Annotated in this window: 15 protein-coding genes; 5 read left to right on the top strand and 10 right to left on the bottom strand. The window is 64.5% G+C overall.

Annotated elements, in window-relative coordinates; all coding sequences use genetic code 11:
* The first annotated feature begins 87 nt into the window (after positions 1–87).
* The 4 genes from QO034_RS13540 (at position 88) to QO034_RS13525 (ending at position 3727) form a co-directional block, all read left to right on the top strand.
* Positions 88–612, top strand: coding sequence for a tetratricopeptide repeat protein (locus QO034_RS13540; RefSeq protein ID WP_284486079.1), 525 nt, complete (start codon positions 88–90; stop codon positions 610–612).
* 110 nt (positions 613–722) lie between these two features.
* Positions 723–1781 carry a flagellar motor switch protein FliG gene (locus QO034_RS13535; RefSeq protein WP_284486139.1) on the top strand — a complete coding sequence of 353 codons (1059 nt, stop codon included), beginning with the start codon at positions 723–725 and terminating at the stop codon, positions 1779–1781.
* Between the two features lie 178 nt (positions 1782–1959).
* Positions 1960–2829: a DMT family transporter gene (locus tag QO034_RS13530; RefSeq protein ID WP_284486078.1), complete on the top strand. Its 870-nt coding sequence runs from the start codon at positions 1960–1962 to the stop codon at positions 2827–2829.
* Between the two features lie 10 nt (positions 2830–2839).
* Positions 2840–3727: a lysophospholipid acyltransferase family protein gene (locus QO034_RS13525; protein ID WP_284486077.1), complete on the top strand. Its 888-nt coding sequence runs from the start codon at positions 2840–2842 to the stop codon at positions 3725–3727.
* 2 nt (positions 3728–3729) lie between these two features.
* On the opposite strand, the gene QO034_RS13520 is transcribed toward QO034_RS13525, so the two are convergent.
* On the bottom strand, positions 3730–4437 hold the full coding sequence (locus QO034_RS13520) for a DUF1223 domain-containing protein (protein ID WP_284486076.1): 708 nt from the start codon (positions 4435–4437) through the stop codon (positions 3730–3732).
* 238 nt (positions 4438–4675) lie between these two features.
* Here QO034_RS13520 and acnA point away from each other — a divergent pair, with 238 nt between their 5' ends.
* Complete coding sequence (acnA, locus tag QO034_RS13515; protein WP_284486075.1) at positions 4676–7423, top strand: aconitate hydratase AcnA; 2748 nt, start codon at positions 4676–4678, stop codon at positions 7421–7423.
* 74 nt (positions 7424–7497) lie between these two features.
* Here the strand turns inward: acnA and QO034_RS13510 are convergent, their stop codons facing one another.
* Genes QO034_RS13510 through secD form a run of 9 tightly spaced genes read right to left on the bottom strand, consistent with a single transcriptional unit; the run spans position 7498 to position 14034 of the window.
* Entirely contained in the window at positions 7498–8037 is a 540-nt protein-coding gene (locus QO034_RS13510; protein ID WP_284486074.1) for a DsbE family thiol:disulfide interchange protein, read from the bottom strand.
* Positions 8030–8188, bottom strand: coding sequence for a heme exporter protein CcmD (gene ccmD, locus QO034_RS13505; protein WP_284486073.1), 159 nt, complete (start codon positions 8186–8188; stop codon positions 8030–8032). Before ccmD ends, QO034_RS13510 begins: the two co-directional genes overlap by 8 nt.
* On the bottom strand, positions 8185–8937 hold the full coding sequence (locus QO034_RS13500; RefSeq protein ID WP_284486072.1) for a heme ABC transporter permease: 753 nt from the start codon (positions 8935–8937) through the stop codon (positions 8185–8187). The genes ccmD and QO034_RS13500 overlap by 4 nt, the downstream gene beginning before the upstream one ends.
* Before the next feature lie 45 nt (positions 8938–8982).
* On the bottom strand, positions 8983–9639 hold the full coding sequence (gene ccmB / locus QO034_RS13495; RefSeq protein WP_284486071.1) for a heme exporter protein CcmB: 657 nt from the start codon (positions 9637–9639) through the stop codon (positions 8983–8985).
* Entirely contained in the window at positions 9636–10250 is a 615-nt protein-coding gene (gene ccmA / locus QO034_RS13490; protein WP_284486070.1) for a heme ABC exporter ATP-binding protein CcmA, read from the bottom strand. The genes ccmB and ccmA overlap by 4 nt, the downstream gene beginning before the upstream one ends.
* Before the next feature lie 37 nt (positions 10251–10287).
* Positions 10288–10641 carry an Mth938-like domain-containing protein gene (locus QO034_RS13485; protein WP_284486069.1) on the bottom strand — a complete coding sequence of 118 codons (354 nt, stop codon included), beginning with the start codon at positions 10639–10641 and terminating at the stop codon, positions 10288–10290.
* A 16-nt stretch (positions 10642–10657) separates the two neighbouring features.
* Positions 10658–11410 (bottom strand): sulfite exporter TauE/SafE family protein, encoded by a 753-nt coding sequence (locus QO034_RS13480; RefSeq protein WP_284486068.1) that lies wholly within the window; start codon positions 11408–11410, stop codon positions 10658–10660.
* A complete protein-coding gene (gene secF, locus QO034_RS13475; protein ID WP_284486067.1) occupies positions 11403–12371 on the bottom strand; it encodes a protein translocase subunit SecF in 969 nt (322 codons plus the stop codon). The genes QO034_RS13480 and secF overlap by 8 nt, the downstream gene beginning before the upstream one ends.
* A gap of 1 nt (position 12372) precedes the next feature.
* Positions 12373–14034 (bottom strand): protein translocase subunit SecD, encoded by a 1662-nt coding sequence (gene secD / locus QO034_RS13470; RefSeq protein WP_284486066.1) that lies wholly within the window; start codon positions 14032–14034, stop codon positions 12373–12375.
* Between the last annotated feature and the right edge of the window lie 33 nt (positions 14035–14067).

Below are 14067 nucleotides of genomic sequence, written 5' to 3'. Positions count from 1 at the left end.
CCACACCCGTCAGGACGGGATCCTGATCCGGCGCCAGCCGGGTCGGAAGGTATTATTGTCCAAGCCCATTTCCGCCGGAGCCTCGTGATGCGCATCCTCGCCGCCCTGCTGGTCGCCCTGCCATCCTACGTCTTTGCCGCCAGCGACGACCCGCCGCCCAAACCGACCCAGACGACGAAAACCTGCAAGGGCGCCATGGTCTGGGACGCCAAGGCCCAGAAATGCGTCAATCCCCAGAACTCCAAACTGGAGGGCGACACGCTTTATCAGGCGGTGCGCGAATTGGCCTATGCCGGGCGGTATGCGGACGCGCAGGGCGTTCTGGCGGCAATGGACGATCAGACCGAAGACCGGGTCCTGACCTATTGGGGCTTCACCTATCGCAAGATGGGCCGGGCGGAGAGGGCGCGGGATTATTACCGCAAGGCCATCGCGCGCAACCCCGACAATATCCTGGCGCGATCCTACATGGCGCAGGGGTTTGTCGAAGACGGCCGGATCGACGACGCCATCGCCCAGTGGCGCGAGATCAAGGCGCGCGGCGGAGCCGGAACCTGGACCGAAGCCTCCCTGCGCGATGCGATCCGCACAGGAACCACCTACAGCTACTGAATTTCAGCCTTTGTTTACGGCTGTCCGCCTAAGGTCGGAACGCCCGAGATCGGGGTGTGAAGACAAGGCTGATCCAGATGCAGAACGACGCCAATATCGCCCGGTTGCCGATGACACCCGCACGGACGGACGCGCCGCAATCCCCGGTCACGGCTCCGAAGATTCTGAACAACAGGGCCAAGGCGGCCATCGTGGTGCGTCTGCTGCTCAACGAAGGCGCCGACCTGCCGCTCGAAGAACTGCCCGACCATCTTCAGGCGCGTCTCATCCAGCAGATGGGCAGCATGGGGCTGGTCGACCGGCACACCCTGTCCGCGGTGATCGAAGAATTCGCCGGCGAACTGGACGGGATCGGCCTTGCCTTTCCGAAGGGTCTGGCCGAGACGCTGGCCCAGATGGACGGAAAGATCAGCCCGCAGACCGCAGCCCGGTTGCGCAAGGAAGCGGGCGTGCGCCAGGCTGGCGATCCCTGGGTCCGGTTGCGGGCCCTGCCCGTCGCCGACCTCGCGACCATGGCCCAGGCCGAAAGCATCGAAGTCGCAGCGGTTCTCCTGTCCAAGCTCGATACGGCCAAGGCGGCGGCGCTGCTCGGCAAGCTGCCCGGACAACTGGCCCGCAGGATTACCTATGCCGTGTCCCAGACGGGCCAGGTGACGCCGGAAGCGGTCGACCGGATCGGTCTCTCTCTCGCCAGCCAGATGGACCAGAAGCCGTTGCTTGCCTTCGACGACGATCCCGGCGCCCGCGTCGGGGCGATCCTGAACCAATCCGCTGCCGCGACGCGCAATGACATGCTGACGGGGCTGGACGAAGCCGACGCCAGTTTCGCCACCAGTGTGCGCAGATCGATCTTTACATTCGCGCATATCCCCGCGCGGGTCGCGCCCCGCGACGTGCCCAGGGTTCTCCGCGCGGTGGACCCGGCCGCCGTGATCACCGCCCTGGCCGCGGCGACGGACGACGACACGGCGCCCGCCGCCGAATTCCTGCTGTCCAACATGTCCGGCCGGATGGCCGACAACCTTCGCGAAGAGATCGCCGACAAAGGCGCTGTGCGTCCCTGCGACGGCGAAGCCGCGATGGCCGAGGTGATCGCGGCGATCCGCGGATTGGAACAGGCCGGGGAAATCGAACTTGTCACGCCGGACGATCCCGACGATCCGGACTGAGACCCGGCAACGGAGATGCCGGCACGGGACGCAAGGTGCGCCGCCCCCCGGTGCCGCGACGCGCCGCGCCCATCTCTGCGATGGACAGCCCGCTCGTCAGACCCTATCACCTTGTCCATGACCAGACTTTCCCTGCCCGCCTCGCGCCCCCGCCGGCGCCATTCCGAATGAGCGGGCAATGACCGAAGCCGCTCTGGTTCAGCCGCGCAACCGCGCGATCCTTCTCATGATCACGGCCATCCTGTGCTTCACGCTGATGGACGCTTCGGCCAAGGCACTGTCGCTGCGAATCGGGATCGTTCCGACGGTTTGGGCGCGCTACACGGGCCAGATGCTCCTGGTTCTGGTGCTCGTCGCACCCCGATTGCGCACCGTCGTCCACACCCGTCACCCCTGGCTGCAATTCCTGCGCTCCGTTCTCCTGATGAGCGCGACGGCGCTGTTTTTCACCGGGATCAGCCTGATTCCGCTGACCGATGCCGCCGCGCTTATGGCCGTGAACCCGGTCCTGATCACGCTGGGCGCGGCGCTGTTCCTGGGCGAATCGCTCGGACCGCGGCGCATTGCCGGGATCGCCTTCGCACTGATCGGGGCGATGATCATCATCCGTCCCGGCAGCGACGTGTTTTCCATCGCCGCCCTGCTGCCGCTGGGAGCCGCCGCCTGCTATTCCGCCTATTCGCTTCTGACCCGGCGGCTCGGCCCCAAAGAGGATGTCTGGACATCTCTGTTCTATACGGGCCTTGTCGGCACCGTCCTGCTGACCCTGGCGGTTCCCGCATTCTGGCGCATGCCCGATGCGGCGGGATGGGGGCTGATCGGTCTGATCACGCTCTTCGGAACCTTCGGCCAGCTGGCGCTGATCCGCGCCTTCAGCCTTGGCGAGGCCAGCATGCTGGCGCCCTATTCCTACACCGGGCTGGTGTTCGCCGCCGCATGGGGAGCGCTGTTCTTTGCCGAGCTGCCCGATTTCTGGACGATCTGCGGCGCGCTTGTGATCGCGGGGGCCGGTCTGTATGTCTGGCACCGCGAAACCTACCGCCGCTGAGAACCGTTGAATGCCGGCAGATTTCTCCGACCTGTCCCGCCTGGATCGCGCGAAGTATTTTGCCGCCAACCTGTTCTTGCGCGGGTTGATCGGACTCATCGGGCTGATCCCCTACCACCGGCGGATCCCCGCGATGGGCTGGCTGGTGTCCCGCGTCATGGCGCCGCTGGCCGGGTTTGACCGGCGCGTCCGGGACAATCTGCAACTGGCCCGGCCCGACCTCGCCGACGCCGAGGTGCGCCGCCTGTGCAAGGCCGTGCCCGACAATGCCGGGCGCACCCTGATCGAACTCTATGCCGGGCGGGATTTCATCGACCGGGCGCGGGCCGCGCCGGTCAGTGGTCCGGGACTGTCCGCGCTGGAACGGGCGCGCGAGGAAGGACGGCCAGTCATCCTGATGACCGGACATTTCGGCAATTACGATGCCGCGCGCGCGAACCTGATCGGGCGCGGGCACAAGATGGGCGCGCTCTACCGCCGCATGGCGAACCCCTACTTCAACGAACACTACGTGCGCACGATTTCGTCGATCGGCACCCCGATGTTCGAACAGGGCCGCCGGGGCATGGTCGAAATGGTGCGCCACCTGAAAGCCGGCGGCATCATCGCGATTGTCGGCGATCTGCACGTCCAGGACGGCACCGTCCTGAATTTTTTCGGACAACCCGCGAATACCTCGACCGTTCCTGCCGAACTGGCGCTGCGCCACGATGCGGCGCTGATTCCAGTCTATGCCATCCGCCAGCCGAACGGCCTGGATTTCGCGATCGTCATGCACGCCCCGATCGAACATTCGGACGCGGTGACAATGACCCAGGCGATCAATGACGGCCTGGAAGAACTCGTGCGCGCCCACATGGACCAGTGGTTCTGGATTCACCGGCGCTGGAAAGGCTAGGATCAGTCCACGCGGGCCGCGGCGACGATGGCGCCCGGACCCGGATACTGAAGCAGAACCGCCGCCGGTTTCGACCCGCCCATTTGGGCGCTGAGGCTGAGCGGCGCGCCTCCGTCCCAGTGACCCACGACCGTCATCTCATCCACGACATTGGCGTAGTCTATCGTGTGGCCGGCGTTCTCGCCGCGGGTGATGGTCACGGACTGCAACGGCGTGTATCGGACCACCAGCACCGTCAGCGGCGCCGCCACAGGCGCCAGGGTTTCGGCCTGGATGCTGAGAATGTCGTCATCGCGCCCGGCGCGCAGGGAAACCCTGGACGGTTCGGCCTTGTGCAGGGCGATCGCATCGGCCAATTTCATCGCGTTCCCCCCGGCTATGTCCTGCTGGCCATTGACGATGATCTGTGGCGTGTAGATCATCTTGCGTCCTCCGGCGCGGGCGTATTTGCGTTGCCGCAGGGTGTTTTCGGCGCGCGCGAAGGAATCCTCCCAGCCGATGTAGTCCCAATAGTCCACATGCAACGCCAGAGGGATCACGTCCGGCCGTCCGGTCAGGTCATGCAGCAACTTGTCCGCCGGCGGACAGGACGAACAGCCTTGCGACGTGAATAGTTCGATCACGACCGGATGGCTTGTCGTGGAGTCGGCCCAGAGGCTCGATGTCAGAATCATCCATATCGCGAGCGATGCGGCGGCGCGCAGTTTCATGTCCGGTGATTATCCCTTGTGGCCTCCAACGATCTAGTTGCATCGGTCGGAATTGGCCAATCAAGGTTTCTTGAGACGCCGGCCGCGGCGTGGCGGGGCCGACCCCGGAGAGGCCGGCATACAATGGTATACAAAATCGTCGCACCCCTCCGATCTCTATTGAACCCATGCCGGTCCTGTTGCAGATAACGGTCAGCGAACTCCCAATATCCACGACTCTTTAGAGGAAGGCCATCAGATGCCCATCACCGTTGGACAGGACACAGCCAAGACACGCAAGACGCTGAGTGTGAATGGCAAGACCATCTCCTATTATTCGATCCCCGCCGCGACCGAAGCCGGTCTGGGCGATTTCTCGAACCTGCCGGCGGCGCTCAAGGTGGTTCTTGAAAACATGCTGCGATTCGAGGACGGCAAGACCGTCAGCGTCGATGACATCAGGGCCTTTGCCGAATGGGGCGCCAAGGGTGGCCAGAACCCGCGCGAGATCGCCTATCGCCCGGCCCGCGTCCTGATGCAGGATTTCACCGGGGTTCCCGCGGTGGTCGATCTTGCCGCCATGCGGGATGGGATCGTCGCACTGGGCGGCAAGCCCGAGATGATCAACCCGCTCAACCCGGTCGATCTGGTCATCGACCATTCGGTGATGATCGACGAATTCGGCAATCCGCGCGCGTTCCAGATGAACGTGGACCGCGAATATGAACGCAACATGGAACGATACCAGTTCCTGAAATGGGGCCAGGGCGCGTTCGACAACTTCCGCGTGGTGCCGCCGGGAACGGGCATCTGCCACCAGGTGAACCTGGAATACCTCGCCCAGACCGTCTGGACCGACACCGACCAGACCGGCGCCGAAGTCGCCTATCCCGACACGCTGGTCGGCACCGACAGCCACACCACCATGGTCAACGGCGCGGCGGTTCTGGGCTGGGGCGTCGGCGGGATCGAGGCCGAAGCGGCAATGCTCGGCCAGCCGATCTCGATGCTGATCCCCGAGGTCGTCGGCTTCGAACTGACCGGCCAGATGATCGAAGGCACCACCGGCACCGATCTCGTGCTGAAAGTGGTGGAAATGCTGCGCAAGAAAGGCGTTGTCGGCAAGTTCGTCGAATTCTACGGTGCCGGGCTCGACCACCTGCCGCTGGCCGATCGTGCGACCATCGCCAACATGGCGCCGGAATACGGTGCCACCTGCGGCTTCTTCCCGATCGACGACGAAACCCTGCGTTACCTGCGCAACACGGGGCGCGACGCCGACCGCGTGGCGCTCGTCGAAGCCTATGCCAAGGAAAACGGCATGTGGCGCGACGCGGGCTATGCGCCGATCTACACCGACACGCTGTCGCTGGACATGGGCACCATCGTGCCGGCGATTTCCGGCCCCAAGCGGCCGCAGGACTATACTCCGCTCAACCAGGCGGCGGATGCCTTCTTCAAGGTCGTGTCCGAATACCGCGGCGTCGATGAAAGCCAAGCCGCCACCGACATGGCCGAAGAAGGCCCCGCGCCAGATGAGCTCATCGATCCGCGCAAGTCGATCAAGGTGGAAGGCGAGGATTACGAACTGCGCGACGGATCGGTCGTGATCGCCTCGATCACCTCCTGCACCAACACCTCCAACCCCTATGTCATGATCGGCGCCGGGCTGGTGGCGCGCAAGGCGCACGCGCTCGGGCTGACCCGCAAGCCCTGGGTCAAGACCTCGCTGGCGCCGGGCAGCCAGGTGGTGTCGGCCTATCTGGAAGCGGCCGGGTTGCAGGAGGATCTGGACGCCATCGGCTTCAACCTGGTCGGCTATGGCTGCACCACCTGTATCGGCAACTCCGGTCCGATCCAGAAGGAACTGTCCGAAGCCATCGCCAAGGGCGATCTGGTCGCCACCTCGGTTCTGTCCGGCAACCGCAACTTCGAAGGCCGGATCAGCCCGGATGTGCGCGCCAACTATCTCGCCAGCCCGCCGCTGGTGGTCGCCTATGCGCTGGCCGGGGACATGAACGTCGATCTGGCCAACGAACCGCTGGGTCAGGACAAGGATGGCAACGATGTCTACCTGAAGGACATCTGGCCCACGTCCAAGGAAATCGCGGACCTCGTGGAAAAGACCGTCACCCGCGACGCGTTCCTCACCAAATATGCCGACGTGTTCAAGGGCGACGAGAAATGGCAGGCGGTGGAAACCACCGACAGCCAGACCTACGACTGGCCGCCCGCGTCCACCTATGTGCAGAACCCGCCCTATTTCCAGGGCATGGGCAAGGAACCCGGTGTGATCAGCAATATCGAAGGCGCCAAGGTTCTCGCGGTCCTGGGGGACATGATCACCACCGACCACATCAGCCCGGCCGGATCGTTCAAGGAAACCACGCCCGCGGGACAATACCTGTCCAACCATCAGGTGCCGGTGCGGGAATTCAACTCCTACGGCAGCCGCCGCGGCAACCACGAGGTGATGATGCGCGGCACATTCGCCAACATCCGCATCCGCAACGAGATGCTGGATGGCGTCGAAGGCGGCTATACCAAGGGGCCGGACGGCAGGCAGATGTCGATCTTCGACGCGGCGATGGCCTATCAGGAAACCGACATTCCTCTGGTCATCTTCGGCGGCGAACAATACGGCGCCGGATCGTCCCGCGACTGGGCGGCGAAAGGCACGGCGCTCCTGGGTGTGAAGGCGGTGATCGCCGAGAGCTTCGAGCGCATCCATCGCTCCAACCTCGTCGGCATGGGGGTCATCCCGTTCGAATTCACCGGTGGTGACACCCGCAAGTCCTTGGGCCTGACCGGGGATGAAACGGTGTCGATCCACGGCCTGGATACGATACAACCGCTTCAGGAGGTCCCGGCCACGATCACGATGACAGACGGCAGCCAGCGGGTGATCACGCTGAAATGCCGGATCGATACCGCAATCGAGATCGAATACATCGAGCACGGCGGCGTCCTGCATTACGTGCTGCGCAATCTGGCCAAGGCCGCCTGAGCCTTTCGACCCGCAAAAAGACGAAAGGCCCCGCAACCTGCGGGGCCTTTTTGGTTCCGGCGGAGGGCGTGTCGTCAGCCGCCGTCGGATGCTTCCATCGCGGGGCGCAGGGTCTCTTCCATCACCCGTTGCGTCACCGGCCCCGCCACGCGCAGCAGGATCACACCGTTTCCATCGACCACATAGGTTTCGGGCACACCGTATACCCCCCAATCCAGAGCCATCTTGCCATCCCTATCCGCCCCGATCGCGGTATAGGGATCCCCGAGCTCGGTCAGGAACTTGGCGGCATTGTTCGGATCGTCCTTGTAGTTGACGCCATAGATCGGCACGCCTTCTGCCGCCAACTGTTCGAGGTTGGGATGTTCGACCCGACAGGGCGCGCACCAGCTGGCCCAGTAGTTGACCAGCTTCACCTGTCCGTCCCGCAGGGTGGCGTCGTCAAAAAGGGTCTTGTCGGCCAGTTCCGTCAGAACCACGGGCGGCGCCGGTTGCCCGGCCCGCGCCGAGGGCAGCGCCTCGGGATCGTCCCGGAACATGCCGACAGCGGCAAGCAGGACGAACGCGCCAAAGACCAGGGGCGGCGCGATTATCAGCGGAGACAGTTTAGCCATCGCGTTTCAACCTGTTCTCGACAGCCGTCAATTCGGCGCGCATCCGGCGCCCCCGCCACAGGCTGACCAGCACCAGCAGCACCAGCAGCAGGATCGACGCCGCATAGGCCGACAGCACCGCATCGGCGTATTTTCCAAGATCCGGCATCATGCCCCTACCCGTTCCCGCGCCTGCAACGCTTTGATCCGGCGGGCGCGGATTTCGGTGCCGGTGCGATAGAGAACCAGCGCGACGAACAACAGAACGAACCCGGCGATACAGACCAGCAGCGGCACCCAGAAGACATCGGCCACGTTCTCTTCCTTGTCCAGAGACAGCGAAGCGCCCTGATGCAGCCCCTGGTTCCAGAAATTCACCGCATAGCGCGACAGGATCGCGAACACCGATCCGACAAGGCACAGGACCGAGGTCAGGTCCGCCGCCGTATCCGGGTTCTCGATCGCTTCCCAGAGCGCGATATAGCCGAGATAGAACAAGAACAGGATCAGGAACGACGTCAAACGCGGGTCCCAGGCCCACCAGGTGCCCCACATCGGCTGGCCCCAGATCGCCCCGGTGGCGAGCGCGATCAGCGTCATCACGACTCCGACCGGCGCGGCCGCGCGCGCGGCCAGCGCGCTGACGTGGTGGCGCCGGACCAGCCAGACCAGCGACGTGACCAACATCATGAACCAGATGTTGATCGCCATCAGCGCCGACGGCACATGCAGATAGATGATCTTGACGGTGGACCCCTGCCGGTAGTCATCCGGCGTGAAGAAGAACCCCCAGACCAGTCCCACAACCAGGCAGAGCGCCGCGGCGACCCAGAAGAACGGCAGAGCTTTCTCTGTCGTTTCGAGGAATTTCTTGGGATTGGCGTAGGCCCAGAGGCGGTTGGCTTTGGCGGAAATGCTCATGCGCAGTATCTAGTCCGAGTCGGGGTGTTTCTCAATTGACAAAGGTCAACGCAAATTGACGCGCAGAACCGCCGCGCTGGCAAAGGGCAGAAGCGCGACAGCGCCCGCCGTGATCCCCGCCAGCATCAGGAGCGGCGTGTTCGTTTCCATGCTGATCGCGCCGCGCCGGGCGACCTCGGCCCCGAAGATCAGGGTCGGCACGTATAGCGGCAGAACCAGCAGCGACAGCAGCAGTCCGCCGCGTTTCAACCCGACCGTCAGCGCGGCCCCGAAGGTGCCGATGACGGACAGCGCCGGCGTCCCGAGAGCCAGCGAAACCACCAGCCAGACAAATCCCGGCTGCGGCAGGTTCAGCAGGACCCCCAGGACCGGGGCGGCCAGAACCAGCGGCAGCCCCGTGGTGATCCAATGCGCCAGCGCCTTGATCGTCACCACGGCTTCCAGCGGCAGCGGCGCCGTCGCCAGCAGGTCGAGCGATCCGTCTTCCCAGTCGAGCGCCAGCAGACGGTCCAGCGACAAGAGGCACGCCAGCAGCGCGCCCAGCCACAGAACCCCCGGCGAGATCGTCGCCAGCAGCGACGACTGCGGCCCGACGCTGAACGGCACCAGAACCGTGACGATAAGGAAGAAGGCCAGGCCGAGGCCAAAGCCGCCGCCGGCGCGAAACGCCAGTTTCAGGTCGCGCATCAGCAGGGCGATCACAGGAAATCTCCGTCGAAATCCTCGATCTCCCGAGGTCTTGCCTTGAACGGGCCGACATCCAGGATCTCTGCATCCAGCCCGAGGTCGATATGGGTGGCGATCAGCGCCGAACCGCCCTGCCCCAGATGCGCCCGGACCGCATCGGCGAACATGGCGACGGCAGACACATCCAGCGACACGGTGGGCTCGTCCAGCATCCAGATCGGCCGTCCGGTGACGAGAAGCCGCGACAGCCCCAGCCGCCGTTTCTGCCCCGCGGACAGGTTGCCGGCATGGCGTTCCGCCAGGTCGTTCAGGTCGAACGCATCCAGCGCGGGCTGGATGCTCCGGGCGCCGAACACGCGCGCCCAGAAGGTCAGGTTTTCGATCACCGTCAGCGTCGGCTTGATCCCGTCGGAATGGCCGGCATAGGCAATGGTTTCATCGGCACCCTCTATTCGCCCCGACAGCGGCGGCTGCAATCCGGCCAGGGTGCGCAACAGGGTCGTCTTGCCGATACCGTTGGGACCACGCACCACCAGCGCATGTCCGGGCCTGAGCGCAAAGCCGAGGCCTTGCAGCACCGGGACCCCGCCCCGCGTGATCGACAGATCCGAAACTTCAAGCGTCATGTAAGCCGCATAACCGATTGCGGCGGCGCGAAAAAGGCTAAACCGGCAGCAGGGCCAGCGCGATCCGCCGGCCTTCGGACAGCAGCACGTTGTAGCTGCGGCAGGCCGAGGGCGAATTCATCACCTCCACCCCGATCCCGGCGGTTTCGATGGCGTCGCGCAGGGTCGCGGGAATATGCGCGATCTCGGCCCCGGTGCCGATGAACAGGACATCGATGCGCCCCGCCAGCGCCAGCAGGGGCGCGCTGTCGTCATATCCACCCCAGGCTCCGGTGCCCGCCGGACCGGTCAGAACCGCCCCGCGATGCACCTGTCCGCCGATCCGGAAGAAGCCGGGGCCATAACCTTCCACGGGGACGGCATCGGTGAAGGTGACTTCGTTCAGGCGCATGTCGGTCTCCGTTCGCTCAATCCCAGGCGGGCAGCCCGGCGATCGCGGAAACCGCCACGATCGCATAGGCCATGGCCCTGTATAGCCCGGTACGGGCCGGGTTGAAAACCATCGCGCCGATCACGTTTCCGGCGATATTCGGCAGGGCGAGCAGCAGGCCCAGGACCACCGGAAAGCCGCTCAGATCGCCGCGCAGTGCGACCAGTCCGAGCAGCAGGAAATCGAAAAAGAACAGGAAGAGCAGCACATTGGCGCGCACCACCTGCACCGGCAGCGTGCTGGCCATGTAGAACAGGATGACCGGTGGCCCCGGAACGCCGATCAATCCTCCGAGAAACCCGGCGAAAGCCCCGATGCCCGCGACCAGCGGCGGGTAGAGCACCCCGTGATACCGGAGCCCCAGCGCCAGGCAGGCCACCAGCACCAGCGACACAGTGGACAGGCCGTAGCGGTAGAGTTCGGGCGCCGCCAGCGACAGGACCGACAGGCCGACGGGCAAGAGGCAGAAGGCTCCGCCGATCAGCAGAACCAGATCGCGCCGGTGCGCATCCCTGAACGCGCGCGGCAGGTTCGGCACCGGACCGAAAATATCCATCACCACCAGCGTCACGATGGCCCAGAGCGGCGGCAGCACCTGCGCCGCCACCGGCAGATAGATCATCGCGGTTCCGAACCCGGAAAAGCCCCGCACCAGTCCCGCGACCAAGGCCGCCGCGATCAACCAGCCCAGTCCCGGCATCGCCAGAACCTGGGCCAGAATGTCAGGCATCAATGTTGGCGTATTGATTGCCGCCGGTGTTGGACGGCTTGCTCCAGTCGCGCTTTACCCCGAGATAGACAAGGATGGTCGAGGCGACGAAGATCGAACTGTAAGTGCCGACGATCACGCCCCAGATCATCGCGAAGACGAAGCCCCGGATCACGTCCCCGCCCAGAATGAACAGCGAGATCAGCGCCAGCAGCGTCGTGACAGAGGTCATCACGGTGCGTGACAGCGTTTCGTTGATCGACAGGTTCAGTACATCCTTCAGGGACTTCTGCTTGTATTTCCGCAGGTTTTCACGCACCCGGTCGAACACGACCACGGTGTCGTTCAGAGAATAGCCGACGATTGTCAGAAGCGCCGCGATAATCGCCAGATCGAACTTGATCTGAAGCTCCGAGAAGATACCGATGGTCAGCACGACGTCATGGACCAGCGCCGCGACGGCACCGAGCGCGAATTGCCATTCAAAGCGCAGCCAGATGTAGATCAGCACCGCCCCGATGGCGAGCGACACCGCCAGGATGGCGGTTGTGATCAACTCTCCGGAAACTTTCGGGCCGACCGATTCCACCGAGACGAACCTGATGTCCGGCGCCGCGATCCGGAGCGCGGCCTCGACCTCCGCGATCGTTTCGGGCGTCACCGCCTCGGCGCCGTCCTGAGCCTGGATTCGCACCATGGCGACATGCTGGTTTTCGTCGAACGAAGGATCGAAGACCTCGCTGATGATGACGTCGCCCAGACCGAGCTCTGCCAGAACAGCGCGGTACTCCGCCACTTCCACCGGCTGCGCGCTTTCGGTCCGGATCGTGGTGCCGCCACGGAAATCTATCCCGTAGTTCAGCCCCTGCACGAGGAACGACGTAAAGGCCACCACGACCATGATCGCCGAAATGCCCAGCCACAGTTTCCAGCGGTTGAAGAAATCGAAGGAGGTTTCCTGCGGAACCAGTTTCAGCCTCATGTCAAACCTCGATCGTTTTGGGGCGGCGGCGTTCGAACCACATGACGATCATCAGCCGGGTGACGAAGATTGCCGTGAAGACCGAGGTCAGGATGCCCAGACCCAGGGTGATCGCGAATCCGCGCACCGGCCCCGACCCCATGACGAACAGGATGACCGCGGTGATGAACGTCGTGATATTGGCGTCCAGGATGGCGCTCAGGGCCTTTTCATAGCCCAGTTCGATGGCGCGCGCCGGACCTCGCGATGTCTTGAGTTCCTCGCGGATCCGTTCGAAGACCAGCACGTTGGCATCCACCGCCATGCCGACGGTCAGCACGATACCGGCAATGCCCGGCAGCGTCAGCGTCGCCCCCATCAGCGACAGCAGGCCGAAGATCAGCGCGATGTTCAGGATCAGGGCGATGTTCGCGAACAGTCCGAACAGGCCGTAGCTGAGCGCCATGAAGGTGAGCACCGCCACGAAGGCGACGATGGTCGCCACCTTGCCCGCGTCGATGCTGTCCTGGCCCAGTTCCGGACCGATGGTGCGTTCTTCGAGAAATTCGAGCCCCGCCGGAAGCGCGCCCGCGCGCAGCAGGACCGCCAGGTTGGTGCTTTCCTCGACGGTGAAATTGCCGGTGATGATGCCGGACCCGCCGGGAATATGGCTCTGGATCACCGGCGCACTGATCACTTCGTCATCGAGAACGATGGCGAAGGGGCTGCCGATGTTTTCCGCCGTGTAGTCGCCGAACTTGCGGGCGCCCGAGGTGTTGAAGCGGAAATTGACCGCCGGGCGGCCGTTCTGGTCGAAGGCGGGTTGTGCATCGACCAGTTCTTCGCCGGTGACCACGGGGGCGGCTTCCAGCGTGTAAAAGACACCCTGTTCGTCCAGCGCCGGAACAATCTTGTTGCCGACGCCGGGGTTGGCGTCGCCGTCGCTGCCGCGCCCGACCACCGGGTGGAAGGTCAGCTGCGCGGTGGTACCGATGATCTCCTTGAGTTCCGACGCGCTGCCGATGCCGGGGACCTGGATCAGGATGCGGTCTTCGCCCTGGCGCTGGATCGTCGGTTCGCGGGTTCCGACCTCGTCGATTCGACGGCGGATGATCTCGAGCGACTGGCGCACGGTGCGGTCGTCGGTGGCGAGCTTCTCGGCTTCGGACAGGGTGACGACGATCACGTCATCCTCGCCCCGGACCTCGATGTCGGTCGAGCCGACGCCGGTCAGGGTCTGGATCGGGCGGGCCAGTCCGCGCACGACTTCGAGCGCGCGGGGCATGCCTTCGGGCGTGCCGATCCGGATACGAATCTCTTGCGGATCAGAGGGTTGCAGGCGGATCGTGCCGACTGTGTCGCGTTCCGGGCGCAGGGCGTCGCGGATTTCCGGCCACATCGCCTGCATGCGGCTTTCATAGACATCGGCGACCTGGACCTCGGCCAGCAGATGCGCGCCGCCGCGCAGGTCGAGCCCGAGATTGACCAGCGAAGAGGGCATCCAGCTCGGCCATGCCGCCACCTGCCGATCGAGTTCCCCGGTCGCGCCACCCTTGTCGATCGCGGCGACCGCGTCGTTGTGGGCCTCGACGCGGGTGTAGAAGGCGTTCGGCAGAGCCAGCCAGATCCCGACGGCGCAGATCAGCCAGATCAACACCCTTTTCCAAAGGTCAAATTGCAGCATATCTCAGCCTTTTCAGGATCTTAACAGGCAGAG

This window comes from Sedimentitalea xiamensis, assembly GCF_030164465.1.
Taxonomy (GTDB): Bacteria; Pseudomonadota; Alphaproteobacteria; order Rhodobacterales; family Rhodobacteraceae; genus Sedimentitalea; species Sedimentitalea xiamensis.
Note: the sequence above shows the minus strand (reverse complement) of the source record. Positions and strands in the feature narration are given on the sequence as shown.

Coding starts and splice junctions, on each gene's coding strand:
- QO034_RS13540 (WP_284486079.1), top strand. CDS start 88: ATGCGCATCCTCGCCGCCCTGCTGGTCGCCCTGCCATCCTACGTCTTT.
- QO034_RS13535 (WP_284486139.1), top strand. CDS start 723: ATGACACCCGCACGGACGGACGCGCCGCAATCCCCGGTCACGGCTCCG.
- QO034_RS13530 (WP_284486078.1), top strand. CDS start 1,960: ATGACCGAAGCCGCTCTGGTTCAGCCGCGCAACCGCGCGATCCTTCTC.
- QO034_RS13525 (WP_284486077.1), top strand. CDS start 2,840: ATGCCGGCAGATTTCTCCGACCTGTCCCGCCTGGATCGCGCGAAGTAT.
- QO034_RS13520 (WP_284486076.1), bottom strand. CDS start 4,437: ATGAAACTGCGCGCCGCCGCATCGCTCGCGATATGGATGATTCTGACA.
- acnA (WP_284486075.1), top strand. CDS start 4,676: ATGCCCATCACCGTTGGACAGGACACAGCCAAGACACGCAAGACGCTG.
- QO034_RS13510 (WP_284486074.1), bottom strand. CDS start 8,037: ATGGCTAAACTGTCTCCGCTGATAATCGCGCCGCCCCTGGTCTTTGGC.
- ccmD (WP_284486073.1), bottom strand. CDS start 8,188: ATGATGCCGGATCTTGGAAAATACGCCGATGCGGTGCTGTCGGCCTAT.
- QO034_RS13500 (WP_284486072.1), bottom strand. CDS start 8,937: ATGAGCATTTCCGCCAAAGCCAACCGCCTCTGGGCCTACGCCAATCCC.
- ccmA (WP_284486070.1), bottom strand. CDS start 10,250: ATGACGCTTGAAGTTTCGGATCTGTCGATCACGCGGGGCGGGGTCCCG.
- QO034_RS13485 (WP_284486069.1), bottom strand. CDS start 10,641: ATGCGCCTGAACGAAGTCACCTTCACCGATGCCGTCCCCGTGGAAGGT.
- QO034_RS13480 (WP_284486068.1), bottom strand. CDS start 11,410: ATGCCTGACATTCTGGCCCAGGTTCTGGCGATGCCGGGACTGGGCTGG.
- secF (WP_284486067.1), bottom strand. CDS start 12,371: ATGAGGCTGAAACTGGTTCCGCAGGAAACCTCCTTCGATTTCTTCAAC.
- secD (WP_284486066.1), bottom strand. CDS start 14,034: ATGCTGCAATTTGACCTTTGGAAAAGGGTGTTGATCTGGCTGATCTGC.